This is a genomic window from Pseudomonas sp. RL_105y_Pfl2_101, assembly GCF_963970585.1.
Classification (GTDB): domain Bacteria; phylum Pseudomonadota; class Gammaproteobacteria; order Pseudomonadales; family Pseudomonadaceae; genus Aquipseudomonas.
On the sequence record NZ_CAXAPG010000045.1, the window covers coordinates 1 to 26,959 of the forward strand.

The 26,959-nt window shown below is 60.0% G+C and carries 17 protein-coding genes and 1 pseudogene; 5 read left to right on the forward strand and 13 right to left on the reverse strand.

Annotated features, from left to right (window positions below):
* The first annotated feature begins 463 nt into the window (after positions 1–463).
* A complete protein-coding gene (locus AACY31_RS26560; RefSeq protein ID WP_339493124.1) occupies positions 464–2,047 on the forward strand; it encodes an ABC-F family ATP-binding cassette domain-containing protein in 1,584 nt (527 codons plus the stop codon).
* A gap of 34 nt (positions 2,048–2,081) precedes the next feature.
* Here the strand turns inward: AACY31_RS26560 and AACY31_RS26565 are convergent, their stop codons facing one another.
* The 9 genes from AACY31_RS26565 to AACY31_RS26605 all read right to left on the reverse strand — a co-directional run bounded on the left by AACY31_RS26565 (position 2,082) and on the right by AACY31_RS26605 (position 13,683).
* Entirely contained in the window at positions 2,082–3,719 is a 1,638-nt protein-coding gene (locus AACY31_RS26565; RefSeq protein WP_339505386.1) for a BatD family protein, read from the reverse strand.
* Positions 3,716–5,452, reverse strand: a complete 1,737-nt coding sequence (locus AACY31_RS26570; RefSeq protein ID WP_339505388.1) for a tetratricopeptide repeat protein — start codon at positions 5,450–5,452, stop codon at positions 3,716–3,718. The genes AACY31_RS26565 and AACY31_RS26570 overlap by 4 nt, the downstream gene beginning before the upstream one ends.
* A complete protein-coding gene (locus AACY31_RS26575) occupies positions 5,449–6,528 on the reverse strand; it encodes a vWA domain-containing protein (RefSeq protein ID WP_339480980.1) in 1,080 nt (359 codons plus the stop codon). The genes AACY31_RS26570 and AACY31_RS26575 overlap by 4 nt, the downstream gene beginning before the upstream one ends.
* On the reverse strand, positions 6,521–7,015 hold the full coding sequence (locus AACY31_RS26580) for a DUF4381 domain-containing protein (RefSeq protein ID WP_339480978.1): 495 nt from the start codon (positions 7,013–7,015) through the stop codon (positions 6,521–6,523). Before AACY31_RS26580 ends, AACY31_RS26575 begins: the two co-directional genes overlap by 8 nt.
* Positions 7,012–7,956: a DUF58 domain-containing protein gene (locus AACY31_RS26585; protein WP_339480976.1), complete on the reverse strand. Its 945-nt coding sequence runs from the start codon at positions 7,954–7,956 to the stop codon at positions 7,012–7,014. The genes AACY31_RS26580 and AACY31_RS26585 overlap by 4 nt, the downstream gene beginning before the upstream one ends.
* A gap of 9 nt (positions 7,957–7,965) precedes the next feature.
* Entirely contained in the window at positions 7,966–8,925 is a 960-nt protein-coding gene (locus AACY31_RS26590) for an AAA family ATPase (protein WP_339480975.1), read from the reverse strand.
* Positions 8,926–9,163: 238 nt separating this feature from the next.
* Entirely contained in the window at positions 9,164–10,489 is a 1,326-nt protein-coding gene (locus AACY31_RS26595; protein WP_339505389.1) for a chloride channel protein, read from the reverse strand.
* Between the two features lie 272 nt (positions 10,490–10,761).
* The gene (locus tag AACY31_RS26600) at positions 10,762–12,477 is read right to left on the reverse strand and encodes an ATP-binding cassette domain-containing protein (RefSeq protein ID WP_339480973.1); all 1,716 of its coding nucleotides are present in this window, start codon (positions 12,475–12,477) and stop codon (positions 10,762–10,764) included.
* Positions 12,478–12,510: 33 nt separating this feature from the next.
* A complete protein-coding gene (locus AACY31_RS26605; protein ID WP_339505390.1) occupies positions 12,511–13,683 on the reverse strand; it encodes a YcaO-like family protein in 1,173 nt (390 codons plus the stop codon).
* Between the two features lie 713 nt (positions 13,684–14,396).
* Between AACY31_RS26605 and AACY31_RS26610 the strand changes: the two genes are divergently transcribed.
* Positions 14,397–16,550, forward strand: a complete 2,154-nt coding sequence (locus tag AACY31_RS26610) for a WG repeat-containing protein (RefSeq protein ID WP_339505391.1) — start codon at positions 14,397–14,399, stop codon at positions 16,548–16,550.
* 95 nt (positions 16,551–16,645) lie between these two features.
* Here AACY31_RS26610 and AACY31_RS26615 read toward each other — a convergent pair whose 3' ends face one another.
* A complete protein-coding gene (locus tag AACY31_RS26615) occupies positions 16,646–16,999 on the reverse strand; it encodes a hypothetical protein (RefSeq protein ID WP_339480966.1) in 354 nt (117 codons plus the stop codon).
* Positions 17,000–17,441: 442 nt separating this feature from the next.
* Between AACY31_RS26615 and AACY31_RS26620 the strand changes: the two genes are divergently transcribed.
* Positions 17,442–22,310 (forward strand): NAD-glutamate dehydrogenase, encoded by a 4,869-nt coding sequence (locus AACY31_RS26620; RefSeq protein WP_339480965.1) that lies wholly within the window; start codon positions 17,442–17,444, stop codon positions 22,308–22,310.
* A gap of 82 nt (positions 22,311–22,392) precedes the next feature.
* On the opposite strand, the gene AACY31_RS26625 is transcribed toward AACY31_RS26620, so the two are convergent.
* From AACY31_RS26625 to pdxR, 3 genes are all read right to left on the reverse strand, one after another.
* Positions 22,393–22,797: a cupin domain-containing protein gene (locus AACY31_RS26625; protein ID WP_339480964.1), complete on the reverse strand. Its 405-nt coding sequence runs from the start codon at positions 22,795–22,797 to the stop codon at positions 22,393–22,395.
* A 263-nt stretch (positions 22,798–23,060) separates the two neighbouring features.
* The gene (locus AACY31_RS26630) at positions 23,061–23,342 is read right to left on the reverse strand and encodes an antibiotic biosynthesis monooxygenase family protein (protein WP_339480962.1); all 282 of its coding nucleotides are present in this window, start codon (positions 23,340–23,342) and stop codon (positions 23,061–23,063) included.
* A gap of 121 nt (positions 23,343–23,463) precedes the next feature.
* Positions 23,464–24,897, reverse strand: coding sequence for a MocR-like pyridoxine biosynthesis transcription factor PdxR (gene pdxR, locus AACY31_RS26635; protein WP_339480960.1), 1,434 nt, complete (start codon positions 24,895–24,897; stop codon positions 23,464–23,466).
* 195 nt (positions 24,898–25,092) lie between these two features.
* Here pdxR and AACY31_RS26640 point away from each other — a divergent pair, with 195 nt between their 5' ends.
* Complete coding sequence (locus AACY31_RS26640; RefSeq protein ID WP_212800175.1) at positions 25,093–25,533, forward strand: carboxymuconolactone decarboxylase family protein; 441 nt, start codon at positions 25,093–25,095, stop codon at positions 25,531–25,533.
* 188 nt (positions 25,534–25,721) lie between these two features.
* Positions 25,722–26,186, forward strand: a pseudogene (locus tag AACY31_RS26645) (type II secretion system F family protein); the annotation flags it as partial.
* Between the last annotated feature and the right edge of the window lie 773 nt (positions 26,187–26,959).

The window sequence follows — 26,959 nt, forward strand, 5'->3', positions numbered from 1 at the left end:
GCTACCGCATGGTGCTCAAGGCCCCCGATGGGCTGGGTTTGACCTGGCACTTGCGCACCGAGCTGGACGCCGGGCCGATGGCGTTGCTCAGGCTACGAGGGTTTACGTTGCCGGGGCAGGTATTTCTTGAGGGGCGTATTGCGGCGGGGGGATAGCCGCGCAACCTGAACCGCCTGACTATTGATGGATCTGAGCACGGATTGTTCGATGCACGAAACGGCGGTGCGGGCCGATGTAGAGCTGTCGGGCGTGAGTTTGCTCAAACTAAGTCGGGCAATTGGCTGCTTTGTGGTGGAATCGGTCCGTGTTTGTCGCTATTGGAGAGCCAAAAATGAGCCCCGTTTTGCCTACCCGCACGGTCTGGCGGCCCGTGCCGTAGTCAAACATGGTGATCCTTATTGCCACCGCGACGACATCAGGGAACGATTCAGTGCCCGTCGGGCCGATTGTCCAAGGAGGTTTCATGACCCAACGATTACTCCAACTCGACCAAGTGTCGTTCAATCTGCCCGACGGGCGCGTTCTGCTCGATCACTTGAACCATACCTTCAGCGCCAGAGCCACAGGTATCGTGGGGGCCAAAGGCTGTGGCAAGTCGTTGCTGGGTCGGCTGCTGACGGGGGAACAAAGGCCCACCAGCGGCACCGTCCGCCGCGAAGGACGGGTTTACGCCGTGGCGCAATTACTGGAACCCGAGCGCTATCCCAGCGTCGCCGCGCTGGCCGGGGTCGACCACATTCTGGCGGCACTGGATCGCATTGCCCGAGGTAGCGTCGACGATGACGACCATTCGCTGGTGGTCGATCAATGGGATTGCGCAGCACGCCTTGAGGCGCAACTGCAGCAGATCGGCCTCGGTCACTTGAATGCCCACGCATGCACCGACGCACTCAGTGGCGGCGAACGGCAACGGGTGGCGCTGCTGGGGGCGTGGTTATCCAGGGCTGACTGGCTCATTCTGGATGAGCCCAGCAACCACCTGGATATTGATCAGCAACACAAGCTTGCGCAGCAGATCGATCGCTGGCCCAACGGCCTGGTGCTGATCAGCCACGACCGCGCGCTTCTGGAGCACGTGAACGAAATTGTCGAGCTTTCACCGTTGGGGTTGGGGGTTTATGGCGGCAGCTACCGTCAGTATGCGGCGGCACGCGAGCAGGAGCAGCAGTCGTTCCAGTCGGCGTTGCAAGTGGAGCGGGCGCAGGCCAAGCGTGAGCACCGTGAGAGGGGCGTGCAGATGGAGCGTCAGCAACGGCGCAATGCCCGCGGCGACCGTCAGACCCGTGAAGGCAATCAGACCAAGCTGATTACCAACGCCCAGAAAGAACGCAGTGAAAACAGCCAGGGGAAATTGCGCCTCAATCAACAAGTGGCCCGTGAGCAGCAGCAACGACGTATTGCCGAGGCTCGTGCGCGGTGTGCGCCGCAGATTCAGCGCATGATGCTGTCCCCGGAAAGCACTGTGCCTAACGGCAAGTTGATATTGCAGCTCAATGACATCGTGTTGCCGTATGGTTGCGCTACGCCTGTCAATCTGACGTTGACGGGGCCTATGCGCCTGGCAGTCTTGGGCCCCAACGGTAGCGGGAAATCAACCCTGCTGCGGGTCATCGCCGGTCAACTGCCGGCGCGGGAAGGTGAGCTGATACGCAGTTGCCTTATCGGGTGGTTGGATCAACATGCTGGATTGCAGTACCCCGACCGCACGCCAGTGCAATGGCTCCACGAGAGCAATCCCCAGTTGCCCGAAGCCGAGGCGCGAACCCGGTTGGCGCAAATGGGCATCGATGCGGATCGTGCGCTGCTCAAGACCTATCAATTGAGTGGTGGCGAGCGCCTGAAAATAGCGCTCGCGGCACAGCTACATGCACAGCGGCCACCGCAGTTGCTGTTGCTGGATGAGCCGGACAACCACTTGGATCTACCCAGTCGAATCGCGCTGGAGCAAATGCTCAACCAGTACCAAGGTTCATTGATCGTGGTTTCTCACGACAGGACTTTTCTACAGGCCATTCATCTGGATGCCGAGCTCCATCTCAACCTCTAGACGCGGTTTGATTGATTGTCTGACCTTATTGCAATCACTTCGGATAAAGCGGCGGCAAACCACTGTCGCCCAGTGGGTCCTGGGAGCGATCTGCGGTGGGAATGGTACGAATGGCCCGCCACAAGTCCTCTCCTTGCCAATGCTGGCCGGTTTCGCTGTAGAGCGCGCCATTGAGGCCGTCCAGGGCGTCGGACAGCGGCACGAAGCGCGCCGCCATGTCGGCCAGGGTTTCCGGTTGCTGGCGGGCCCAGGCGTCGAGGGCCTGGCGGGTGGCGTGGGGGTCGTTGGCCAGGCAGGTACGCTTGAGATCATCCAGCAGGGTGCGCGGGTTCGGTCCGGTCTGGGTCGAGCGCAGGATCGCCGGCTGCCAGCGGGCGCGCCACCACAAGCCAAAACCCAGCAGCGTGGTGCAGGCGAGGAGGAAGGTGCTCAGTTGCCAGTACCACAGGGCCTCGCTGTCGACCGTTGTCACGATCTGCGTCGTACCGGCCGGCGTGTCTACCATCAGGCTTGGATTGTTCGCTACTTGCAGGGTCCGCGCGGGGAGGCTGGTGCGGTCCAGGTGGTCTTCCAGGGTGTTCCACCAGACCACTTCCACCGGTGGCAGCTCGATGGTCCCGCTGCGGTTGGGCACCAGCGCCTCGCGGTCTTCGCGGCTGCCCACTAACCCGCGCTCACTTTGACGGCTGCTGAGTACCGGTTGGTCCGGATAGCGCCGCAGGCCATTGATCTCTGTGGCGGGCAGCGGTGGCAGCTGGGCGCTGGCCAGGCCTTCGGCTTCCAGGGTCAGGCTGCGGGTCAGGGAGTCGCCCACCTGGCTATGGGTCGGTTCCGGGCTCCAGCTTTCACTCAAGGACAGGCTGCGTGCGGGCAGCCAGGGCACGTCGGCCGGATAGATGGCAGGCTTGGGTTTGACGTGTAGCAACAGTTGCGCGGAGCTGACTCGCATCAACTGGCCGGGTTTGGGGCCCGAAGGTACGGCGTCCTGGGCCACCGGCTCGACCAGGGTGGCACTGAATGTCTGGGCCGGAATCGTCAGTTCGCCGCTGCGCTGCGGGTAGATGCCGTAGCGCAGTTCGATCACGCCATGGCGGACATCGTTGATGACTTTTTCATAGGTGCGCGATTCGCCCAGTTGCTCGGTGCGGGCATCGGGGATGTGCAGCGGCGTGAGGCTGCTGTCGTCGTACAGCGACACCGAATGGTAGATGCGCAGGGTCAAGATCGCCTGGGCCTGAACATACACTTCGGTCTGGTCGAGGCTGGCCTCGATGAACACCGGTGCCAGGGGCCCCGAGGCGTTGCGGGTTTCGCTTTCGATCACTTGCAGGGTGATCGGCTGGCTGGTCACTTCGCCCAGTCGCAATGGGGGAATGATCACGGTGCCGCTGTGGCGCGGCAGCAGGGTCACGATCCAACGGGTGGTGGCGCGATTTTCACCGTCGAGGGTCGTCAACTGGTTGACCTGACGGGTACCGCGCACATCGAACAAGGCCTGAAGCGGGCCCAGGTCCGGTTTGCCAAACAACGTGGCGTCGTTGGATTCCAGGGTCAGTTCCACCGTTTCCCCGGAGTTCAGGCGGCTGCGGTCCACACTGGCAGTTAGCTGTGCAGCCTGGGTTCCAGAGGCCCAGAGCAACAACACGAGGAGATAGGCGGTGAAGCGGGTCATTGGGTTTTTTCCTGGGCCTGGTGGCTTTGCTGTTCATACCAGAATTTACGCCTGAGCAACTCCCCTGGATTATCCGGGATCTGGCGCAGCCATTGTTCCAGTGCCTGGCGCTGTTCTTCTTCATTGCGCTGACCTGCGGCAGGACGCAGTGGTGGGGTGGTGGTTTGCTCATCGGGCAGTTCGCTGCCCGGTACATCCTGAGCGGTAGACGGTTGTGCCGTTCGCGGGGGCTGGGATGGGTCCGATGTCGCGCTTGCTTCGTGGGAGGGCTGCCCCGGTGCGGAAGACTGGGTGGGTGAGTCGGCATCGGGCGATTGCTCGGCGCGGTCCGGCTCCTCGTTTTCGGCAGGCCTGGGCTCTTCCGGTACGGGGGGCGGCTCTTTCAACAAGCTTTCCACCAGCGCCTTGTTGGTCTGGGCGGGGCGCAGGTCGGGTTGCAACTCCAGGGCCTGCTCGTAGGCATCCAGCGCGGCTTCCAGTTCGCCGCTCCTGGCCAGGGCATTGCCACGATTGTAGTGCGCGCGGGCGTCGTTGCCTTCGGCGAAGCGTCGGGCGGCTTCGCTGTATTGGCCGGCTTCGTACAGGGCGACGCCTTGCCACTGGCTGTCCTTGAAGTGGGCGGCGGCTTCGGCGGGACGTTTTTGCTTGAGCAGATGCTGGCCCTGTTGGTCGGCGCGCAGCCACAGGTCCTGGAATTCGAAGGCGTGGCCGGTTTGCGGCAACATGAACAGCAGCGGCAGGCAAAACAGCCAGCCTCGCCGGCCGGCACAGGCGGCCAGCAGCAATAGGGGCAGGAGCAGCCAATAGCCTTGGTCGGCCCAGGTGTCCAGGCGCAGTGTTTGCCCGTCGCTGCGCAGATGGCGAGGACCGTCCAACAGGCCGAGGCCGTGCAGGTCGCTGTCGTCCAGGCGTGCTGGCCGGTAGCGGCCATCCAGCTTGTTGGCAAAGGCCTTGAGGCCTGGGCTGTCCAAGCGCGGTAGCAGAATCGAACCCTGTGCATCCTTGAGGTAACTGCCATCTTCCTGGGGCACCGGTGCGCCTTCGCGGGTACCGATGCCCAGCATCAACCATTGCGTGGCGGAACCGTTCAGGGCCTGGCGAATGCTTTGGCGTTCCTGCTCGTTCAGCGACGAACCGATCAGCAGGATCCGGCCATGGCCCAGTTCGCCCTGGTCCAGCAGAGCCAGGGCCTTGCGGACCGCCAGGTCGGCACGATGGCCGCTTTGCGGCATGATCGATGGTGCGAGGGCTTCGAGCAGGTTGGCGCTGGTGGCCAGGTCGTCGGACAATGGCACCAGCGTATGGGCGCTGCCAGCATAGACGATGATCGCGGTCTGGGCGTCGCTGCGGTTCTGCAGCAGGTCCAGTACCTTGCGCCGGGCCTGTTCCAGGCGCGTGGGCGGGACGTCGGTGGCGAGCATTTCCGGGGTCAGCTCCAGCACGACCACCAGCGGGTCGGCGGGTTTCTGGCTGGTTTGTTCGACCCGCGCCCAGCTCGGCCCTAGCAACGCCAGCACGATCAACAGCCAACCCAGGCCCAGGGCAATCCAAGGCAACCGGCTTTCACGGCCACTGCCGCCACTGAGCAGCACAGCATGAAAGGCGGGAGGCAGGATCATCTGCCAGCGGCCCACGCGTTTCTGCCGGTGCCACAGTTGCCAGAGCAACCAACCCAGCAGAGGCAGCAGCAACACGAACCAGGGGCGTAGCCAGTGTGGCCAGAGAGCGATCATCGACGCCTCCGCAAGCGCAGGCGCTTGAGCCGCTGGCGCCACTCGGTGTGTTGGGCCGGCTGGAACAGCGGCTGGTTGAACAGGCGCTGCAATGGATTGTCCGGCCAGCGCGCCCGGGCCACCAGCAACATGCTCAACAGCAACACAACGGCCAGGGGCCAGTGATACAGCGCCAGGGCAGGACGGGCCTGGGTCGGTTGCTGAGTCACCGGTTCGAGCTGGTCGAGGGTGGTCTTGATCGCCAGTAACTGCTCACCATCCTGGGCACGAAAATACCGGCCGCCGGTGACTTGGGCAATTTCCTTGAGTGTCGGTTCGTCCAGGTCCAGGCTCGGGTTGACGCCGAGTAAACCCGTGGTACCGCTTTGTTCCGGGTCGGCACCGATGCCGATCGGGTAGATTTTCACGCCTTCGTCGGCGGCCAGTCGCGCGGCGGTGAGGGGGGCGATTTCGCCGCCGTTGTTGGCGCCGTCGGTGACCAGAATCAATACGCGGCTGTGGGCCGGCCGTTGGCGCAGACGCTTGAGGGCCAGGCCGATGGCGTCGCCGATGGCCGTATTCTTGCCAGCGATGCCGATACGCGCCTCATCGAGCCAATGGCGCACCGTGCGGCGGTCGAAGGTCAGCGGTGCCTGCAAGTAGGCCTGGCTGCCAAACAGGATCAGGCCGACCCGGTCACCTTCGCGGCCTTCGAGAAAATCCCCGAGCATATGCTGGACCAGCGCGAGGCGACTGACGTCATCGTCTTTCCACTGCATGTCGGGAAAGTCCATGGAGCCCGATACATCCACCGCCATCAGCAGGTCACGACCGCTGGCGGCAATGGGCAATGGCTCGCCCAACCACTGCGGTCGAGCAGCGGCGATCAGCAACAGCAGCCAGAGCAGGATGAAGGGCGCCTGTTGTCGCCAGGTCGGCAGGTTGGCCCGGGCTCGCCGACCCACCAGGCCTTCCAGGTCGCCGAGGAAACTGACCTTGAGCGCCGGCTCGCCGCTGTCGGCCGCCGGCAGCACCAGGCGCATCAGCCAGGGCAGCGGCAACAGGGCGAACACCCACGGCCAGGCGAATTCAAACATGTTTGCGAATCCAGATTTCGACCGCCTGGGTCAGGCCGGCAATGGCTTTGTCATCGAGCTTGCATTCGGGCTTGTAGGCGCCTTCCACCAATACCATCCAGCGGGTCAGGCCCGCTGCCGGGCAGCGGTTATCCAGGAACGCCAACCATTTGCGCCCGTTGAGGGTGTGGCTCTGGCTGTAGGGGTAATGGTTGCGACACAGGCGCTTGAGCAGCCCGTTGAGCTGCTGCAGCCAAGCCCCGGCCGGCGCCCCATCGTAGGGTTTGGGTAGCAGAGCGAGTTCGGCCAGCGCGGCCAGTCGCACCGGGTCCAGGGGTTGTTCGGCACGGGCACCGGTGCGCTTGGAGGGAATGAACCGGCGCAACTGCCACAGGCCCAGGCCCAACAAGGGGATCAACACCAGCAGCAACCACCAGCCCGGCGCGGGAGGCCAGAAACCAATAGGGGGCGGCGCCATCAGCGGCTGCAATTGATCCAGGTTGCTCATCGACTTTTCCCGGCCCGCTTGGGGTTCAGGTATTCGCGCAGTTGCTCGACCATGTCGCCCTGGGTGCTGAGGGGCATCATCAGGATCCGCAGCTTCTGCGCCAGTATTTCCCAGCGCTCTTGGCGCGCCTCGGCCTGGGCGCGATAGGCTTGGCGCAGTTCGAAGTTCAGGGTGTCGAGCTCCAACTGTGAAGCGTGTTGGGTGAAGCGCAGCAGGCCGGCGGCGGGCAGGGCGTGATCCAGCGGGTCCGACAGCGGTAGCAGTAACAGGTCGCAATGGCGCGACAGCAGGCTCAACTGCTGTTCGGCGCTGTCGGACAACGCACGCTCGTCGCAAATCACGATCACCAGACTGCCGGGCCGTAGCACTTCCCGGGCCCGACGCAGGGCGATGCCGAACGAGTCGCGATCCGGCTCGCCCTCGGTGTGCAGTGACTGATTGACTCGCACCAGACGGTTGAGCAATTGCAACAGGCTTTGTTTGCTGCGCCGCGGCTTGACCTCGTAATGGGTGTTATTGCCGAACACCAAGCCGCCGACCCGGTCGTTGTGCCCCAGCGCGGCCCAGCCGATCAGGCTGGCGGCCTGGGCGGCGAGTACTGACTTGAACACCAGCCCCGAGCCGAAGAACAGCCGGTGGCTTTGCTCGATCATGATGAAGATCGGTCGCTCGCGTTCTTCGTGGAACAGTTTGGTGTGGGGCTCCTGGGTCCGGGCGGTGACGCGCCAGTCAATGGTGCGTACGTCGTCGCCGGCCTGATAGACCCGCACCTGGTCGAAATCCACCCCGCGTCCGCGCAACTTGGAGTGATGCAGGCCGATCAGCGGACTGCGCTGTCCCGGTGTCGAGAACAGCTGCACCTCGCGCACGCGATGGCGCATCTCGATCAGCTCCGAGAGGCTGACGCGGATGCCCGGTGCGGGTGCCAGAGGGTTATTCATGGTGCATGCTCAAGCGACAGCGACGACGTCGAGAATCCGCTGCACGACCCGGTCCTGGTCGATGCCGGCGGCCTCGGCTTCGAACGACAGAATGATGCGATGGCGCAGCACATCAAACAGCACGGCCTGGATATCTTCCGGGCTGACAAAGTCGCGTCCGGCCAGCCAGGCGTGGGCACGGGCGCAGCGGTCCAGGGCGATGGAGCCCCGCGGGCTGGCGCCGTAGGAGATCCACTCGGCCATTTCCGGATCGAACTTGGCCGGGTTGCGGGTGGCCATGATCAGTTGCACCAGGTACTCCTCCACGGCGTCGGCCATGTACAACCCGAGGATTTCCTTGCGCGCGGAGAAGATCGCCTGCTGGCTCACGCGGCGTTCGGGCTTGGTCTCGCCGTTCAGCGCTTCACCCCGGGCCTGCTGGAGGATGCGACGTTCCACCGTGGCATCGGGAAAACCGATCTTGACGTGCATCAGGAACCGGTCGAGCTGGGCTTCGGGCAGCGGGTAGGTGCCTTCCTGCTCGATCGGGTTCTGCGTGGCCATCACCAGGAACAGCGGCGACAGTTCATAGGTGCTGCGTCCGACGCTGACCTGCCGCTCGGCCATGGCTTCGAGCAAGGCCGACTGGACCTTGGCTGGGGCGCGGTTGATTTCGTCGGCCAGCACCAGGTTATGGAAAATCGGCCCTTGCTGGAACACGAAACTGCCGGTTTCCGGGCGATAGATTTCCGTACCGGTGATGTCGGCGGGCAGCAGGTCGGGGGTGAACTGGATGCGATGGAACTGTGCTTCGACGCCTTCGGCCAGCTCTTTGATGGCCTTGGTCTTGGCCAGCCCCGGCGCGCCTTCTACCAGCATGTGGCCGTCGGCAAGCAGGGCGATGAGCAGGCGCTCGATGAGTTTTTCCTGGCCGAGAATCTGCGTTGAAAGAAAGGTTCGCAGCGCAAGCAGCGCTTCACGATGTTCCATCGGTGACTGTTCCTGGAAAGGGTGGCCCCAAGCGTTCGGATAACGCCGGGGCTGGGGACGTTACTTTAATGCATGGTGGGGGGTGGCGACTAACGGGATTTTGTCTGGTGTGCGGATTTGTGATCGGTTTGGACTCAATGTGGGACGGGCTTGCTTGCGATGGTGACTTGGCCCGCGGCGAATGATGCAACCCCTCCAGGCACCGGATTCATCAGGTTCGCCACATTTGCGCCACTGTTTACGCTGGATTGCGTTTGCGCGATGCTGTTTCGCTTTCTGCTGTATGGAGGAAATCTCGCGCCAACTGCTGATACAACTCTGGCCCCATCCTGGAACTCGCCGCCTTGGATATTAACGCCACGGCCATGAGGCTGATGACCAACTCATGGCTATCGATCATCTCCATCACGATGATTGCGGAGGTGATTGGCGACTGTGTGACGGCGGCGAGAAAGCCAACCATGCACAACGCAATAATGGGTTGCAGGGCAAGACCAAACAGTTCGGCAGCGTTTGATCCAACGGCGGCTCCGATCGCCAGGGAGGGCGCGAAGATGCCACCCGGAATACCGGAAAAGTAAGTGACGATCGTCGCGAGGAAACGGGTAATCGGTGCATGCCAGGGCAGGCCGACGTCTTGGTTGATGACCTGGGAGGTAATCCCGTAGCCACTTCCAAACGACGTTCCTGCGCTGAGCCAACCCAGTATCGCCACAATGACGCCACAGATCCCGGCGAACCATACCGGATGCGCCCGACGCCACTCCCAGAGCACGAACCGATGATGACGCTGAGGCCACAACAGCATCCGGCTGAATAACCCACCCAGCAGGCCGCAGCCGATGCCCGCCACCAGTATCGGGACAAGCATATCGCGGCCGACCTCCTTAACATCGAAATGACCGAAATAGTTGTAGTTTCCCTGTAAGGCGATCGCGACCATCCCTGAAAGAATAATGGTGCTGAGCAATACGCCGCTGGTACGGGTTTCCAGCTTGCGGCCAAGCTCTTCAACCGCAAAGGCAATACCCGCCAGAGGAGTATTGAACGCCGCAGCAATACCGGCGGCGCCACCGGCCAGTATCAAGTCCTCTACGCGAATGATCCGGGCATTGGGCAGAAAGCGGTGGAAGAAATGCATGATCGAGGCGGCAACCTGTACCGATGGTCCTTCACGCCCAGCGGAGAAGCCGCCTGTCAGTGCAAGCGCACCCAGGCCGATCTTGCCAAAGGCAATTCGCGGTGAAACCAGCTTGTCGACGCTTTTCCCGTGTCTGGCCAGTTTCGTTGCGGCGATCACCTGGGGTATGCCGCTGCCTTGGGAGCCCTTGAAAAAACGGGTGGTCAACCAGACCACGAACATACCGATCAGAGGGGTGTAAATGAATGGCAGCCAAGGCCGTTCAGCCGCTTGCTGCGCGAATTGCGACAATGCCAGATCTGCCAGCCTGGCGAACATCACGACGAGCAAGCCAGCAGCCGTGGCGGCGGTCCACAACGTCACTCGAGTACGCCAACGGATGGAGCTGAAACGACGATGTATCAGGGTAAACGGCTTGATCACCGGCCTGTATCCTGTTGACGTGCAAAATGTCTATTGGGCCAAGCCTAACCTCATACGCAACGCCATCCAAGTCTGTGGTGGTACGGGAGCCGAGCTTGCTCGCGATGGCTGCGGCGCATTCAACTTCAATGCAGCCTGACCCACCGCTATCGCGAGCAAGCTCAGCTCCCACAGGGATTGGTGGTGGATGCAGGGCAAGGCACGCCACCGATCCAGTGTGGGAGCGAGCCTGTTCGCGATTACCGTAGTAGATCCGGCACCTCATATTTGCGCTACTTTTGCATCCGAATCTCATCCACCAGCAGCCTGATTGCTGGCCTGTCGACCAACTCCCGCCACGGACCATCGTCTACGATTGCCCCGTCATGCATCACAATGACCCGGTCAAACCGATGCAGGTGGTCAACGTCATGGGTGACACATATCAACCCCTGCCCGGCAAAAACGTTGAATAACAGGTCCCAAAGAGGCGTGGTCAGCCTAGGTTCGATGGATGCGCTTGGCTCGTCGAACATATTGAATTTCCCGGGCTTGTTGATCAGGCGCAGCAGTGATAGGCGTTTGGCTTCGCCTCCGGAGATATTCGATGCATTTTCGCTGACCTGCCGTGTTGTCACGATCTCATCCAGTTCCAATTGCCGTATGGCTCTAGACAAAATCGGCGATGCGCAGCCTCCGAACAGAACCGATTGTTCAAAAGAGCCTTCCAGAAACCGCGGTTGTTGGGGGCAATATCTCAAGGCGTCCAAGTGAGCTTGACCGGACAAAAGTGAGACCGGTACCGAGTCGATACTCAGTTGGTCTCGCTTTGATGCATCAAGCCCGGCGAGGACTTCCAGAAAAGTGGTTTTGCCTGCGCCGCTAGGCCCCGTAACGGCCACTGACTGCCCTTGAGCAAATGCCAGGGGGCGCTTGATCGACAGGCGAAGCGGTCCCGTTCCTGCGACTTCGCAGGGGCCGAGTTCCAGAACTGAGGACCGCTGGAAATCAACCCACGCCAGCCGATTGCTGCGATCGAAATCCGGAAGTGATAGCAGACCCTGAAATTGACGCTGGTCTGCAAGGAACTGATCAAGAACACGATACCCTTCAGTCAAGGTTGAAATACTGAGCAGATAACTCCCCGCGATTGAAAAAATGGCAACCAGCTGCCCGACACTGATACTGGGATGCCCCGAAAGCTGGTCCAGGACGCCCCAATAGAGCAATCCCCCAGTGGAAAGGCTTACGAACAGTATCTTGGCGGCGCTCAGCAGGCCGCCAGAGGATGCCGTAGTCACAGCAGCGTCGGCATAACGTCCGAACGCCGCGTTCAACGGGTGCAGGGCAGTGGGTATGGCACTTTCCAGTTTTATGGTTTTTCCCGCGTTGAGGGTGTTGTAGAGGTGGGCACTTAACTCATCTTCCTGCTCATTGACTGCATCAATGTGCCTTCTCCGCCATTTGATAATTTGATGGGTAACAGCCAGATAGATAATTCCGAACGCCGTCATGCTCAAAAAAATCTCACCGCCACCTATGTAAATAAAAGCAGCCCCAACAACTATGAATTCCAAGAGTACGGGAAGCGCAATGGTCACAATGAAAGTGAGTAGTTGTTCGTGCGCAGTAATACCGCGTTCGACCGATTTGATGAAATGGCCGATTCTCCAAGAGTTGAATAACGAAAACTCTTTGCCTATGAGTTCGGTGATCCACTCAATGGAAGCGTTCATGATAATGCTCTGTACCAGCTTGGACAGCGCATGGAGCTGTAGAGGAGTGATGATGGCATGAATGCACCCCGCGACAATCAGGCCTGTCGTCAGTGCGAGCAGGGTGCTGGATGCTGGATTTCTGTTGTCTTGCAGGGTGTCGATGATGGTTCCGAGTAGCAGTGGAGGGGCAAGTGTGATGAATTTGAGCGCGATGATTGTGACTATAGTGATTGCTAGAAGTTTGGTGTGTTTTTTATAGGCGTTTTTTATCATTGCCCGGATGCTGTGCATGTACTCACTCCTGGTTGCTTTGTGTTTGATAATTCAACCGCGCAACACGTACTGAGGCACCACCAAGCGACCGTTTCTAATGATATTGAAACGCTCAAGTCCTGGAATGTAAGTTTGAGTGACGATGCTGTTGCCTGAGAAGCGGGCTACCGTTCGGTGGAATATGTTCATGTCTTTAATTGATAGGTTTTTTTGCAGTATTTCTAGTTGTGCGGAAACTGTTATGGGGTCGATGTGTGTAGGAATGTCAATGATGGGGAGTGTCGCTTTTATGACTGGCGCGAAGTCAATTAAGTGTTTCAGGTGTCTTGATTTAGACAGTAAATCAAAGGTTTCTCTATCTATAGATTCTTCAGCGGCATCATATAAGTCCTCGGACTGGAACTGTTCAGTAACTGCCCTTTGGATTGCAGTGTGGATTTCAAGCGAACATCCGGAGCCGATGGGTGAAAGATGGTGAACTCCAGGGCCCGCTTTGGGAAATGCCACTGCAAAATAAACTGATAGCACGTCCTTGATAATGATCACTTGCAGTCTGTTCGCTGACGCCAAGGTAGCGGGGTGGCTCCTCAGTGCTGTTTGAAGCAACGCGGCAGAAGGTGTGTATAGTTCCATTGCCGGACCGAGGCCACAGACAGTCATGTAGAAAAGAGACAGGATATGCCTCTCGATTGTTTCGTGGATACCATGTAACAGTGCTTCGTTCTCTGTGCAACCAAAAGCAATTCCTGAGTTTGATGAGTAGCGAGATAAAAAGCGTAGTGCGGAATTCGAATTTTCGTGGATGTTTTGCGTCGTTTCAGGACGTAGAAGGACGCACGGTGCGAATAGTTCTTCATTGTTGTTGAGCGAGGTAAGCCTAAAGCATTCTATTAATTGTTTGGTGTGAGGCAGGCTGGTAAAAATCCCATCTTCTGTAACTGCTTTTTGAGTAGCTATCTTGTCGGAGCGGTATCGTATGGGAGTATCAGTAAGAGGCTGAAATGTGCTGAAGTGCTCAATGCTTTCTGCCAGTGCGCCTATTAGTGAATCTGGTCCCTTGCCAGCGCCCGATTCAACGAGGTTGTCATTGTCATCAAATAGTTCGGCCGTTGCTACTAGCTTGGATGGTGTCGTATACCGTGTTATTGCACTGAGGCCCAGTGTATGGAGCGTGGACATGATATTGAATAGCGCTTCGGTGGGTGATAGTTCTCGTTCTGACATATGGATCTCCATTAAAGGATGCCGAAAGGAGATCCTTTCGGCATCTGTTCGCCGATATTTAATCGGTCACTGGCTTAATTGGTCAGCGACGCGAAAAAATCGGCTTCCGTTGCGAGGAGGCCTTTAGAAAGGCCTAAAGCCTGCGGCAGGCCAAAAAAGGTATGATTGATTTCAGAGCGTTTCCTACCCATGTCGATTTACTCCAATGTAGTTAATGGGCGTCGCGACGCGAGCGCCCAACTTGCGTTTGTTCGCAAGTGATTAATTAATAACATTGGGGTGAGGTGAAGGCTATTGCGCGACTTCCTAGGCTGACGTAGGTTCGTTCTTGTCGTTGAGTAGGAGGGGGGTGTAGGAATGTAGCTGCTTTGTTGAAAGTGTGGTTGCTCTCTACTGTTTTCTCCGTTTGGGATGTTTATATCATTTTAAGAAAGGATCAAAAGGATAGTCTGGCAAGGTTACAGCGGTGTTCTAAGGCGGGGTTGCCCGGAAAGGTTGTGTTGCGTGCACATCTAAATGAACAGGGTTGCCATCGCTTCCCGCATCTAGTGGATGGCAGAGCCGACGTGTGGCCTCGCCACCTTGAGTGGACAGCATTGCCTCTATGGTGAGGGCACGAAGAGCCAAATCGGCGCCACCCAGCCGATTTGCAGCGCGCCAAGCCGTGTGGTTAGCTGCCAACCTCTCCCAGCCCCTTGACTGCCGATGCCTCCATGAACTTTACCCAGCCTCGCCTGAGATTGCTGTCGATACTGAGTGTGACCTTGTTGGTGGTGGGTTGTGCATCCTATTACCTGTTTCGCCACAGCGGCGCGCCGGCGGATGAAGGTTTCGTCGCCGAGCAACTGAACGAAGGGGGCATGGAAGACATCGGCACGTTGGCATTGCCCGAGGTGGAGAAACGCCTCAATTACCTGATTCAGGACACTGGTGAAACCCTCAGGTCCCTGGAGCTGCTCAATGACGTGCAATTGAGCCTGAATATTGAGACGAGTGAGTCTGCCGACGAGCAGCCGTTGCAGTACGAGCCGCTGTTTGTCCCGTTCACCAGTGCGCAACTGAAGGCTGAACTGGCGTCGGTCCAGGGCCTGCGTTTTGCCCAGAGGCTATTCGCCGACGGTTCTGAAGTGAGGCTCGACACCAGCAGCCTTGATCCGCTCTGGAAGCGCGCCGCGACGCCGGATGAGCCGGTGGCCGAGCAGTACTTGCCGCAACGCCTGCGGTTTCGCGATGGCAGCGAGCAAACCTTCGCCGAGCTCAAGGCGCCGCCCAAGGTCGAGTCCGACGACACGATCTCCTCCCAAGACGCCTTCGCACTTACGGCGAACAAACCTCTAGCGAGTCTCGGCCTGACGGTCTCCTACCGCAGTTATCCGGCGTTCAGGAAAGTAGTCCTGGACAAGGATCACCCGCAGGTGACCCTGGACGACGGCCAGTCTTTCCAGCTCACCGCCCTGGGTGACGCCAGCGCCTCTGTGCGGCTGAGTACACCGAAAATGTCGACCTTCGTGGTGCAGGGGCTGGACGACGCGGGCAAGGCGCTCTACAGCAACGGTAACAATTCCCGCGCGTTCCCCTCCGAAGGCGATATCGCGGCGCTGCATGACTACTACAGAGCGCTGCTGCAGACCAAGGGTGATCTTAAGCAGCTCAAGACCGGCCAGGCGGTACAGCAGCAGTTGGAGCGCCTGACCCAGGCGCTGGCCGCTCAGGTGGGGCCGTTGAAAAACACCGAGGTCGACTACCACTTCGAGGCCACCCCGCAACGTATCCTCATTCATGTGCTCGATCCGATGGAAGACAGCACCGTTGAGTTCGCCCAGGTCGACAACGTCCTGGCGGAGCAGACGCGTTACATCGCTCTGGACCGGAACGCCGAGCGCTACGGCTTCATCGATCAGGCCGGCCAGTGGTTGATCAAGCCCCGTTGGGTGCAGGTGCAAGATAGCCAGCTGGCCGATACCTACACGTTTTTTTTCCCGGAAAAATCCAGCGACCCGGACTCGGGCTGGCAGGCATTGCGCAGCCAGCTCGCCTATTTTCCTGCCGGTAGCCACCAGCTTGTGGACCTGCCGTTCGAACACATCGCCGAGGCGTTGAGCAATGGCCTGCTGTTGGTGGAGCGTGAAACCAACGGCCCTTATGGGCTCTACGATGCCAAGCGTCATCGTTTCGTCTTGCCGATGAAGTTCGTCAACCCCACCGTGACCGACAACCTGTTCATCGCCCGTCTGGGCAAGCGAACCGATGTCACGGAGGGGCTGTACGGCGCCTATACCTTGGATGGCAAGGAAATCCTGTCGACGCAATTCTCAGGCATCGAGCACAGCGAGGGGTTGCTCTACGCCAGCTCCGCCGATCGGCGTCGCCAGGACGTATTCGACCTGCAAGGTAAACGGATCAACCGGCAGGGTGACAACGTGATAGGCCGGTTTGTGGGGCGGCAACCGCTGTTGGTGCAGGACGCTAAAAGCCGGAAGTTTGCTTTTATCAATCGCCAGGGGACGCGGCTACCCATCACGTTACCGTATGACGAGGTGCAACCATTTTCCAACGGCATGGCGGTGGTCGGACGCGATGGCAACTACGGTGCCATCGACCTTGCGGGCAGGTTGCAGGTGCCGCTGGAGTACAACCAGATCAACGCGTTCCAGACCCGTTACGCCGCGGCCATTCGGGCCGGTGGTGGTTCCGGGTTGGTCTTGATCAGTCAGAACAACAAGGTGACCAAGGAACTGGGCGCCTACACCAGCATGAAGGTGCCGGATAACGGCAATGAGGCCCGTTACTACGTGAGGGACCCGAATAACGATGACGAGTACCTGGTCTATGACGCCGATGGCAATCTCGTGCAGCAAGACGAATAACGGCTGATGCACTGATCCTGTGGCGAGGGAGCTTGCTCCCGCTGGTCTGTAGCTGTGTAGGCGCTGTCGAGCGGGAACGTGTTCGTGTCCGGGTTTTACAGTTGGCTTATATAGGTCCCCGTCCCCTTGAGGATGTTCTGCAACGTCAGTTCCACTTGCGCCAGGTCCGCCGCATCGGTGTCGTGGACGATCTCCAGCGTGTCGTCGCCGTTCAACGCATCGGCATCCGCTGCGGCGATTTCGATTTTCAGCAGGGTAGGGCTGAGGGTGACCTTCACGCCCTCCAGCGTCGAAGGCTCGCCATCGAGGGTGATTTCCAGTTCGTCTTCGTCGGGGTAGCGGGTCATCAGGAACATCTCGCCCTGGGCGCTGTGGCAGCAGATCATGGCCAGGTTGTCTTCTTCGTCGTCACATGGGGTGGCGATCAGCAGGGCGGTGGTCATTTGCATGGTGTTGGCTCCTGGCTCGAAGAGCCGAAAAAAAGTGGATTTTGCCAGTCTGGAGGACTTTGCGCTGGATTACCGCAATCGGGCTGCGGTTTCACACTACCAGGTGCCGTTTCGCCCCCGGGCTGCTAGGGTTGTTCGATGAACTCGGGCCGGTTTAGCTTGCCGATGACCGAATATGTCGCAGCGCTGCAAGCAGGCATATTGTCGCACTCGTTAAGCTGCGCAACGGATGTGCACCTGCAAAGGCCACCCCAGGGTGGTTTTTGCAGGTGTCCATGACATGAAATTACATGGAAAAGTATGTGACCTGCGGGGCCTGTCCAGCTTCATCCACCTGTCATCCTGTTTCCTCTGCCCGAGAATCAGGAACAGGATGGCCGACAGCCCCGCAGGGGTTGCACGCGCGCTTCAATCAATAACAAGCCCAAGCGGAGTACCACAGATGGCGTTCTTCACCGCAGCCAGCAAAGCCGACTTCCAGCACCAACTGCAAGCGGCACTGGCGCAGCACATCAGTGAACAGGCACTGCCACAAGTGGCGCTGTTCGCTGAACAATTCTTCGGCATCATTTCCCTCGATGAACTTACCCAGCGCCGGTTGTCCGACCTTGCCGGCTGCACCCTGTCTGCCTGGCGCCTGCTTGAGCGCTTCGAACACACGCAACCGCAGGTGCGCGTCTACAACCCCGATTACGAACGCCACGGCTGGCAGTCGACCCATACGGCAGTGGAAGTGCTGCACCACGACCTGCCGTTCCTGGTGGATTCGGTCCGCACCGAGCTGAACCGTCGTGGCTACAGCATCCATACCCTGCAAACCACCGTGCTGAGCGTGCGTCGCGGCAGCAAGGGCGAGTTGCTGGAAGTCCTGCCAAAAGGCACCCAGGGCGACGGCATCCTGCAAGAGTCGTTGATGTACCTGGAGATCGACCGCTGCGCCAACGCCGCCGAGCTCAACGTTCTGAGCAAGGAACTTGAGCAAGTGCTGGACGAAGTGCGCGTGGCCGTGGCTGACTTCGAACCGATGAAAACCAAGGTCCAGGAAATTCTCGACAACCTGGACAGCAGCGCTTACGCCATCGACGCTGATGAAAAGAGCGAGATCAAGAGCTTCCTGGAATGGCTGGTGGGTAACCACTTCACTTTCCTGGGCTACGAAGAGTTCGTGGTTCGCGATGAGGCCGATGGTGGCCACATCGAATACAACCCTGATTCGTTCCTGGGCCTGACTAAATTGCTGCGCGCCGGCCTGACCGCCGAAGACCTGCGTATCGAAGACTACGCCGTCAATTACCTGCGCGAACCGACCCCGTTGTCGTTCGCCAAGGCTGCGCACCCGAGCCGCGTGCACCGTCCGGCCTACCCGGACTATGTGTCGATCCGCGAAATCGACGCCGACGGCAAGGTCATCAAGGAATGCCGCTTCATGGGCCTGTACACCTCTTCGGTGTATGGCGAGAGCGTGCGGGTCATTCCGTACATCCGCCGCAAGGTCGCGGAAATCGAGCGTCGCTCGGGCTTCCAGGCCAAGGCGCACCTGGGCAAGGAACTGGCTCAGGTGGTCGAAGTGCTGCCCCGTGACGACCTGTTCCAGACCCCGGTGGACGAGCTGTTCAGCACCGTCATGTCCATCGTGCAGATCCAGGAACGCAACAAGATCCGCGTGTTCCTGCGCAAAGACCCGTATGGCCGTTTCTGCTACTGCCTGGCCTACGTGCCACGTGATATCTATTCCACTGAAGTGCGCCAGAAGATCCAGCAAGTGCTGATGGATCGTCTGAAGGCTTCGGACTGCGAGTTCTGGACCTTCTTCTCCGAATCCGTACTGGCCCGTGTGCAGTTGATCCTGCGGGTGGACCCGAAGAACCGCATCGACATCGACCCGTTGCTGCTGGAAAAAGAAGTCGTGCAGGCCTGCCGCAGCTGGAAGGACGACTACGCCAGCCTCGTCGTAGAGAGCTTCGGCGAAGCCCAGGGCACCAACGTGCTGTCGGATTTCCCGAAAGGTTTCCCGGCCGGCTACCGCGAACGCTTTGCTGCGCACTCGGCCGTGGTCGACATGCAGCACCTGCTGAGCCTGAACGAAAAAAATCCGCTGGTCATGAGCTTCTACCAGCCGCTGGGCCAGGTCTCCGGCCAGCGTGAGCTGCACTGCAAGCTGTATCACGCCGATACGCCACTGGCGCTGTCCGACGTGTTGCCGATCCTGGAAAACCTTGGCCTGCGCGTGTTGGGTGAATTCCCGTACCGCCTGCGCCACACCAATGGCCGCGAGTTCTGGATTCATGATTTCGCGTTCACCGCCGCCGAAGGCCTGGAACTGGATATCCAGCAACTCAACGACACCTTGCAGGACGCCTTCGTCCACATCGTGCGTGGCGATGCCGAAAACGATGCGTTCAACCGCCTGGTGCTGACCGCCGGCCTGCCATGGCGCGACGTGGCGCTGCTGCGTGCCTACGCCCGTTACCTGAAGCAGATCCGCCTGGGCTTCGACCTGGGTTACATCGCCAGCACCCTGAACAACCACACCGACATCGCTCGCGAGTTGACCCGGCTGTTCAAGACCCGTTTCTACCTGGCGCGCAAACTCAGCGGCGATGACCTGGAAGACAAGCAGCTGCGCCTGGAGCAAGCGATTCTCTCGGCCCTGGACGACGTCCAGGTGCTCAACGAAGACCGTATCCTGCGTCGCTACCTGGACCTGATCAAGGCCACCCTGCGGACCAACTTCTACCAGACCGACGCCAACGGCCAGAACAAGTCCTACTTCAGCTTCAAGTTCAACCCGCACCTGATCCCGGAACTGCCCAAGCCGGTGCCCAAGTTCGAGATTTTCGTCTACTCGCCACGGGTCGAAGGCGTGCACCTGCGCTTCGGCAACGTTGCTCGCGGCGGCCTGCGCTGGTCCGACCGTGAAGAAGACTACCGCACCGAAGTGCTTGGCCTGGTAAAAGCCCAGCAAGTGAAGAACTCGGTGATCGTGCCGGTGGGCGCCAAGGGTGGTTTCCTGCCACGTCGCCTGCCGTTGGGCGGCAGCCGGGACGAGATCGCGGCCGAGGGCGTCGCCTGCTACCGTATCTTCATCTCGGGCCTGTTGGACATCACCGACAACCTCAAGGACGGCGCCTTGGTACCGCCGGCCAACGTCGTGCGTCATGACGACGATGACCCGTACCTGGTCGTGGCGGCGGACAAGGGCACTGCGACTTTCTCCGACATCGCCAACGGCATCGCCATCGACTACGGCTTCTGGCTGGGCGATGCGTTCGCCTCCGGCGGTTCGGCGGGCTACGACCACAAGAAGATGGGCATTACCGCCAAGGGCGCGTGGGTCGGCGTGCAGCGCCACTTCCGCGAGCGCGACATCAATGTCCAGGAAGACAGCATCACCGTGGTGGGCGTCGGCGACATGGCCGGTGACGTGTTCGGCAACGGCCTGTTGATGTCCGAGACGCTGCAACTGGTCGCGGCCTTCAACCACCTGCACATTTTCATCGACCCGAACCCGGAGCCTGCCAGCAGCTTTGCCGAGCGCAAGCGCCTGTTCGACCTGCCGCGTTCGGCCTGGACCGACTACGACGCGAGCATCATGTCCGAGGGTGGCGGCATCTTCTCGCGCAGCGCGAAGAGCATCGCCATCTCGCCACAGATGAAAGAACGCTTCGACATCCAGGCCGACAAGCTGACCCCGACCGAGCTGCTCAATGCCTTGCTCAAGGCGCCAGTGGACCTGTTGTGGAACGGCGGTATCGGCACCTACGTCAAGGCCAGCACTGAAAGCCACGCCGATGTCGGCGACAAGGCCAACGATGCACTGCGCGTGAACGGCAACGAACTGCGCTGCAAGGTGGTGGGCGAGGGCGGCAACCTGGGCATGACCCAACTGGGTCGCGTCGAGTTCGGCCTCAATGGCGGCGGTTCCAACACCGACTTCATCGACAACGCCGGTGGCGTGGACTGCTCCGACCACGAAGTGAACATCAAGATCCTGCTCAACGAAGTGGTGCAGGCCGGCGACATGACCGACAAGCAACGCAACCAGTTGCTGGCGAGCATGACCGACGAAGTCGGTGGCCTGGTCTTGGGCAACAACTACAAGCAGACGCAGGCCTTGTCCCTGGCTGCGCGTCGTGCCTTCGTGCGGATCGCCGAATACAAGCGCCTGATGAACGATCTGGAAGGCCGCGGCAAGCTGGATCGCGCCATCGAGTTCCTGCCGGCTGAAGAGGCGATCAACGAGCGTGTCGCGGCGGGCCATGGCCTGACCCGTGCCGAACTGTCGGTGTTGATCTCCTACAGCAAGATCGACCTCAAGGAAGCGCTGCTCAACTCCCTGGTACCGGACGACGATTACCTGACCCGTGACATGGAGACGGCGTTCCCGCCGACGCTGGTGAACCAGTTCTCCGAGGCCATGCGTCGCCATCGCCTGAAGCGCGAGATCGTCAGCACCCAGATCGCCAACGACCTGGTCAACCACATGGGCATCACCTTCGTTCAACGGCTCAAGGAGTCTACGGGCATGAGCCCGGCGAACGTGGCTGGCGCTTATGTGATCGTGCGCGACATCTTCCACCTCCCGCACTGGTTCCGTCAGATCGAAGCCCTGGACCACCAGGTCTCGGCCGACGTGCAACTGGAGCTGATGGACGAGCTGATGCGCTTGGGTCGTCGTGCTACGCGCTGGTTCCTGCGCAGCCGCCGCAACGAGCAGAACGCTGCTCGTGATGTCGCTCACTTCGGTCCGCACCTGGCCGCGTTGGGCCTCAAGCTCGACGAACTGCTGGAAGGCCCGACCCGCGAAGGCTGGCAGACCCGCTACCAGGCCTACGTGGCCGCCGGTGTGCCGGAGTTGCTGGCGCGCATGGTTGCCGGTACCACGCACCTGTACACCTTGCTGCCGATCATCGAGGCGTCCGACGTCACCGGCCAGAACGCCGCCGATGTGGCCAAGGCCTACTTCGCGGTGGGCAGCGCCCTGGACATCACCTGGTACCTGCAACAGATCAGCGCACTGCCGGTGGAAAACAACTGGCAGGCACTGGCCCGTGAAGCGTTCCGCGATGACATCGACTGGCAGCAACGGGCGATCACCATCTCGGTTCTGCAGGACGGCGACGCTACCCAGGACGTGGAAACCCGCCTGGCGCTGTGGCTTGAGCAGCATCACGAAATGGTCGAGCGCTGGCGCGCCATGCTGGTGGACATCCGTGCCGCCAGCGGCACCGACTACGCCATGTACGCGGTTGCCAACCGCGAACTGTTGGACCTGGCGTTGAGCGGTCAGGCGGTCGTGACGGCCAACTGATCCAGCGTTGAATGAAAAAGCCCCGCATTGAGAGATGCGGGGTTTTTTTTTGCTCCCACAAGGGGGACTGCGTCTCGGCGGCTCAGTTTTTCAGCGGTATCAACACCGCTTCATCCTCACCCATCACCATGAACACCAGCAGCTTCGCCGGCTGGCTCGCGCTGGCGTTTTTCGAGAGCAAGTGTTCGGAACCCGCCGCTTCATACCAGAACTCTCCAGCCTTGTAGGTCTTCGCCGACTCACCCTTGACCTGGGAAGTGATGGCACCTTCCAGTACGTAGGCCATGGCTGTGCCCTCATGCTTATGGGCAATGGACGCTTGGCCGGGGGCGTAGCTGACGGTCAGCATCTTGGCTTTTTTACCTGGAACGTTTTTCAGCAATTGCTCCTGTAACACCGTGACCTTCTCCGAAGGCGCGGCTTCGTGAGCGTAGGTCTGAGTAATGGGCAGTAGGCCGAGGGCGGCGATCAGACAAAGTGTTTTCATGAAGGAATGACCTGTGGTTTCGAGTGATTTCGTGCTGTCGCAGCGATGGATTCACCCTAAACCCCACGGTGGGGCAAGCAAACGTCCAATCTTTCGGAAGGTGGGTAGACCAATGCCGCGATCCACCAAACTTGAAAGGTACCCCCTGTAGGAGCTGCCGAAGGCTGCGATCTTTTGATCTTTTGATCTTTCGCTTGAGACTCAATTGGATTGGGCAAGATCGCAGCCTCGTTGCACTCGGCTGCGCCTACAGGCGCGGGGTGTCAGCTGTTGAAATCGACGCTGCGCGCCAGGCGGTTGTCGATCAGGCTGATGAAGCCTTGCACTTGCGGGCAGTTGAAGTGGGCCTGCATGGCCGCTTCCGACTGCCAGCGGGCGCTGACGCTCCAGCGGTCGCCATCGTCCGGGCAACGGTCGACCAGGTAGGCATCGCAGCCTGGCTGGGCACGCAGGGTCTCGACGATTTGCTGCAATTGCCGGCCCAGTTCTTCCGAGCGACCGGCGGCGGCTTGCACCTGTACGGTATTGATCACTTGGCGGGACATTGTTCAGGCTCCTCAATCAAGTCGCAGGGGGTTGCTCAATATCAATCACACCCGTGCAGGATAGGCCCGGCGGGGCGAGGCTCAAACAGCCAATGGGCGGATAAATGCCCAGTCCAATCCCTCAGACCACTTGTTGCAGAATGTCGCGCAAGCGGTCCAGGGCGATGTCGATGTCCAGGGTTTCGATCGCACCGAAACCGAAGAACAGGCCGGGCCGCACGGGTACCTCATTGAAAAAACCATCGAGGCTGTAGAGCCCGACTTCGGCTTTTTTTGCCAGTTCGATCACCAGCGCCAAGTCCACCGGGACCTTGCACAACACCGCCATATGAAAGCCCGCGGTGGTGGGCACGGCCTCGAACCAGGGCGACAAATCCCCGGCCATGCGTGCCAGGATTCGCTCGCGACGACCTGCATACAGGGTGTGACAGCGGCGGATGTGCTTGAGCAGGCAACCCTCGGCGATGAACTTCGCCAGCGCCCACTGGGGCAGGGTGGAGGTGTGCTGGTCGGTGAGGCGCTTGGCCAGGATCACCGCTTCAAGAATGGCCGGCGGCAGGATCGCATAGCCGAGCCGCAGTTCCGGTAATAAGGTCTTGGAGAAGGTGCCGACGTAAGCGACGATCCCTCGCTCATCCAGGCTCTGCAACGAATCGGCGGGCCGGCCTTCGTAGCGGAACTCACTGTCATAGTCGTCTTCGATGATGATCGCCCCCAGCTCATAGGCTCGTGCCAGCAGGGCCTCGCGGCGGGCGTGGCTCATGGGCATGCCCAACGGAAACTGGTGGGAGGGTGTCACATAAATCAACCGCGTGCCGTCGGGGATCAGGTCGACGCGCATGCCTTGCTCGTCGACCGGTACTCCGACCACCGTGGCGCCCTGGGAGCCGAACAGCAAGCGCGCCGGCGGATAGCCCGGATCTTCCATGGCCACCAGGCTGCCGGGGCGGGTCAACACCCGCGAGATCAGGTCCAAGGCCTGCTGCGCGCCGTTGCACACCACCACGTCTTCATCCTGGCAATTGACCCCGCGGGAAAACGCGATGTGCCGGGCAATGGCATTGCGCAGGGACGGCAGGCCTTCGGGCTGGCTGTAGAAACCCTTGGCACTGGCAATCTGGCGCAGCGCGTGGGCCGTGCAGCGCCGCCAGTCGTCCAGCGGAAACTGGCCCTTGCCGGTGGCGCCGCCAATGAAGTCGTAGCGCAGCGCACCTTCGAGGGTGGGATGGCGCATCAGGTCGGGCATGGTGCGCCAGGCTTCGACGACGTCGGCGCCGGCCAGCTCACGGTGGCTCTGTTTGCGCACGATCCTGGCCGGCCGTGCGTTGACATAGGTGCCTTTGCCGATGATGCCAGTGAGCAGGTTTTCGTAGGTCAGTTGGGCGTAGGTGTCGGAGACGGTCTTGCGCGAAACCCCCAGTTGCTCGGCCAGCAGGCGGCTGGGCGGCAGTTGCGTGCCAGCGGCGAGGCGGCCGCTCTCGATGGCGCTGCGCAATTGTTGATACAACTGGCTCGACAGGTCCTTGCGGCCGTTGATGACAACATGAAGTTCCATACCCGCAAGCTCCTGGGCGATTGTTCGGCGGCCAGCGTCAAAGGCGCAAGATTACCCGCATTGTGCGACTGCGTAGAAGTTGCGTGGGGAAAATCCCGCTGATTGGACTTGTCCCCGGTTTTTTCGCCGAATTGGACCTGTCATTGCCTGGCATCAGGGCCTACCGTGAAACTCTCGAATGCCACGGAGCCCGCCATGAGCCCGCGTCTGGATTACTACACTGCATCGCCTGGGGCGATGAAAGCCATGATCGGCCTGGAAGCCCTGACCAGCCGCCTGAGTATCGAACCGGCGTTGCTGCACCTGATCAAGATCCGCGCTTCACAACTCAATGGCTGCGCCTTCTGCACCGACATGCATTCGGTGGAGGCACGACGCCAGGGCGAGACCGAGCGACGGCTCTACGCGGTGGCGGTGTGGCGCGACAGCGGCTTTTTCACGGCCCGCGAACGCGCCGCCCTGGCCTGGACCGAGGCGGTGACGCTATTGGCTGAGAGCCAGGTGCCGGACGACGTCTATGCCCAGGCCCGGGCCTGTTTCAGTGAGGAGGAACTGGTGGACCTGACCCTGGCGATCAGCACCATCAACAGCTGGAACCGGCTGGCGGTGAGTTTTCGCCAGAGCCCCAGTGCGTGATCCGCGAGAGCCAACTGTGGGAGCAAGGCTTGCCCGCGATGAACGATGATGAGGTGAATCTGGCGGACCGTGTCGCCTGGATCGCGAGCAAGCTTTGCTCCCACGGAGCAGGTCTGTCGTTTGTCTCTATTTATTTCCATTGGGCAACGGTGAGTTGTTGATCGGAACCGGCGGCCGCTGAACTGGCGGCGCGGTTGAACTGGCACGCACGGGTGTTGCGCCTGCCGCTGATCGGACGTTTCGTACTGGGCCTCAACACCGCGCGCAGTGCCTCGAACCTGGTGATTCTCGGCGGAGCAGGGGGGCCGTTGCTGCAAGCGCCTGAGGCCACGCGCCAGACGCTGTCCAACGAACGCCTGAGACAGAGCGTTAGCGAGGCCACGGCCAAGGCTCGCGATGGCGGCGGCGCTACGGGTGGAAAAGTCTTCCCGCCGGTGCTGATCCACCTGATCGCCAGCGGCGAGAAAACCGGCTGCCTGCCACCGATGCTCGAACGCGCCGCGCAAACCCTGACCCAAGACATCGAGCGCCGAGCGATGGGCATGACCGCGCAGCTGGAGCCGCTGATGATCGTGGTCATGGGCGGGGTGGTGCTGGTGATCGTCATGGCGGTGTTGTTGCCGATCATAGAGATCAACCCGTTGGGTCAATGAATCGTCAACGCTGGAACTACGCTCCGGTCGCTCCAAGACCACCAAAACTTCCTGCTGGACACTCCTGCGACAGGAATCAGACTCCGAGGCATCGGATTGACGTCGGAGAGGCCACCAACAAAGTTGCCCACCGCCCCGCCCACGATGCCACCCACTGCGGCGCCTGCGTCTCCGAATCTACTTCCAACACCTGCTCCGATTGACGCTCCTATCGTTTCTGCTGAGACAACGGTGTTGCCTGCGCCGAAAATCACAAGTTGTTCTTCTTCGGTGAGATCTCTCATGTCGATGTCCTGCCTTTAAATTAATAAATGTTTTTCAATTATGCTTGTGTTGGTCTTTTTTTGGGTTAATTCCAAAAAAACGAAAGGATGCATGTACTGCAAATCCAATAATTAAACATTTGATGTATATATTTACCTCCCAATAATCAGCGATCACACCTATAAAAATGCCGAACAATAATGAAGTTGGAATGGCAATTATTTTCTTCATGACGTTGATGCGCATAGTCCGTCTCTCGATGATTTCGACAGGCTATGGCGTCCGGTTTTCTTGGTTGTGAAGTCAAAATTCCTGCGTGCCAAAAATACTTGAGAGATGCCATTCTCTCGAAATATTGTTTTTAATGTACTGATGGCATCCTTAGGGATGGTCTGAAATAGCCGGATGTTTTCCGGCTATCGAGCCGTCAGTACTTTTCAAAAAACGACCCGCGTCGAAATTTGATCCATTTTCTTCATTTTTCAGCCCTTCCGGGCGCAGCAAGGCGC

Excerpts from the sequence above, each read along its gene's own strand:
- AACY31_RS26620 (WP_339480965.1), top strand. The coding sequence starts at position 17,442 with ATGGCGTTCTTCACCGCAGCCAGCAAAGCCGACTTCCAGCACCAACTG.
- pdxR (WP_339480960.1), bottom strand. The coding sequence starts at position 24,897 with ATGGAACTTCATGTTGTCATCAACGGCCGCAAGGACCTGTCGAGCCAG.
- AACY31_RS26630 (WP_339480962.1), bottom strand. The coding sequence starts at position 23,342 with ATGTCCCGCCAAGTGATCAATACCGTACAGGTGCAAGCCGCCGCCGGT.
- AACY31_RS26580 (WP_339480978.1), bottom strand. The coding sequence starts at position 7,015 with ATGAGCAACCTGGATCAATTGCAGCCGCTGATGGCGCCGCCCCCTATT.
- AACY31_RS26600 (WP_339480973.1), bottom strand. The coding sequence starts at position 12,477 with ATGCACAGCATCCGGGCAATGATAAAAAACGCCTATAAAAAACACACC.
- AACY31_RS26625 (WP_339480964.1), bottom strand. The coding sequence starts at position 22,797 with ATGAAAACACTTTGTCTGATCGCCGCCCTCGGCCTACTGCCCATTACT.
- AACY31_RS26615 (WP_339480966.1), bottom strand. The coding sequence starts at position 16,999 with ATGCAAATGACCACCGCCCTGCTGATCGCCACCCCATGTGACGACGAA.
- AACY31_RS26560 (WP_339493124.1), top strand. The coding sequence starts at position 464 with ATGACCCAACGATTACTCCAACTCGACCAAGTGTCGTTCAATCTGCCC.
- AACY31_RS26565 (WP_339505386.1), bottom strand. The coding sequence starts at position 3,719 with ATGACCCGCTTCACCGCCTATCTCCTCGTGTTGTTGCTCTGGGCCTCT.
- AACY31_RS26570 (WP_339505388.1), bottom strand. The coding sequence starts at position 5,452 with ATGATCGCTCTCTGGCCACACTGGCTACGCCCCTGGTTCGTGTTGCTG.
- AACY31_RS26575 (WP_339480980.1), bottom strand. The coding sequence starts at position 6,528 with ATGTTTGAATTCGCCTGGCCGTGGGTGTTCGCCCTGTTGCCGCTGCCC.
- AACY31_RS26585 (WP_339480976.1), bottom strand. The coding sequence starts at position 7,956 with ATGAATAACCCTCTGGCACCCGCACCGGGCATCCGCGTCAGCCTCTCG.
- AACY31_RS26610 (WP_339505391.1), top strand. The coding sequence starts at position 14,397 with ATGAACTTTACCCAGCCTCGCCTGAGATTGCTGTCGATACTGAGTGTG.
- AACY31_RS26605 (WP_339505390.1), bottom strand. The coding sequence starts at position 13,683 with ATGTCAGAACGAGAACTATCACCCACCGAAGCGCTATTCAATATCATG.
- AACY31_RS26590 (WP_339480975.1), bottom strand. The coding sequence starts at position 8,925 with ATGGAACATCGTGAAGCGCTGCTTGCGCTGCGAACCTTTCTTTCAACG.
- AACY31_RS26640 (WP_212800175.1), top strand. The coding sequence starts at position 25,093 with ATGAGCCCGCGTCTGGATTACTACACTGCATCGCCTGGGGCGATGAAA.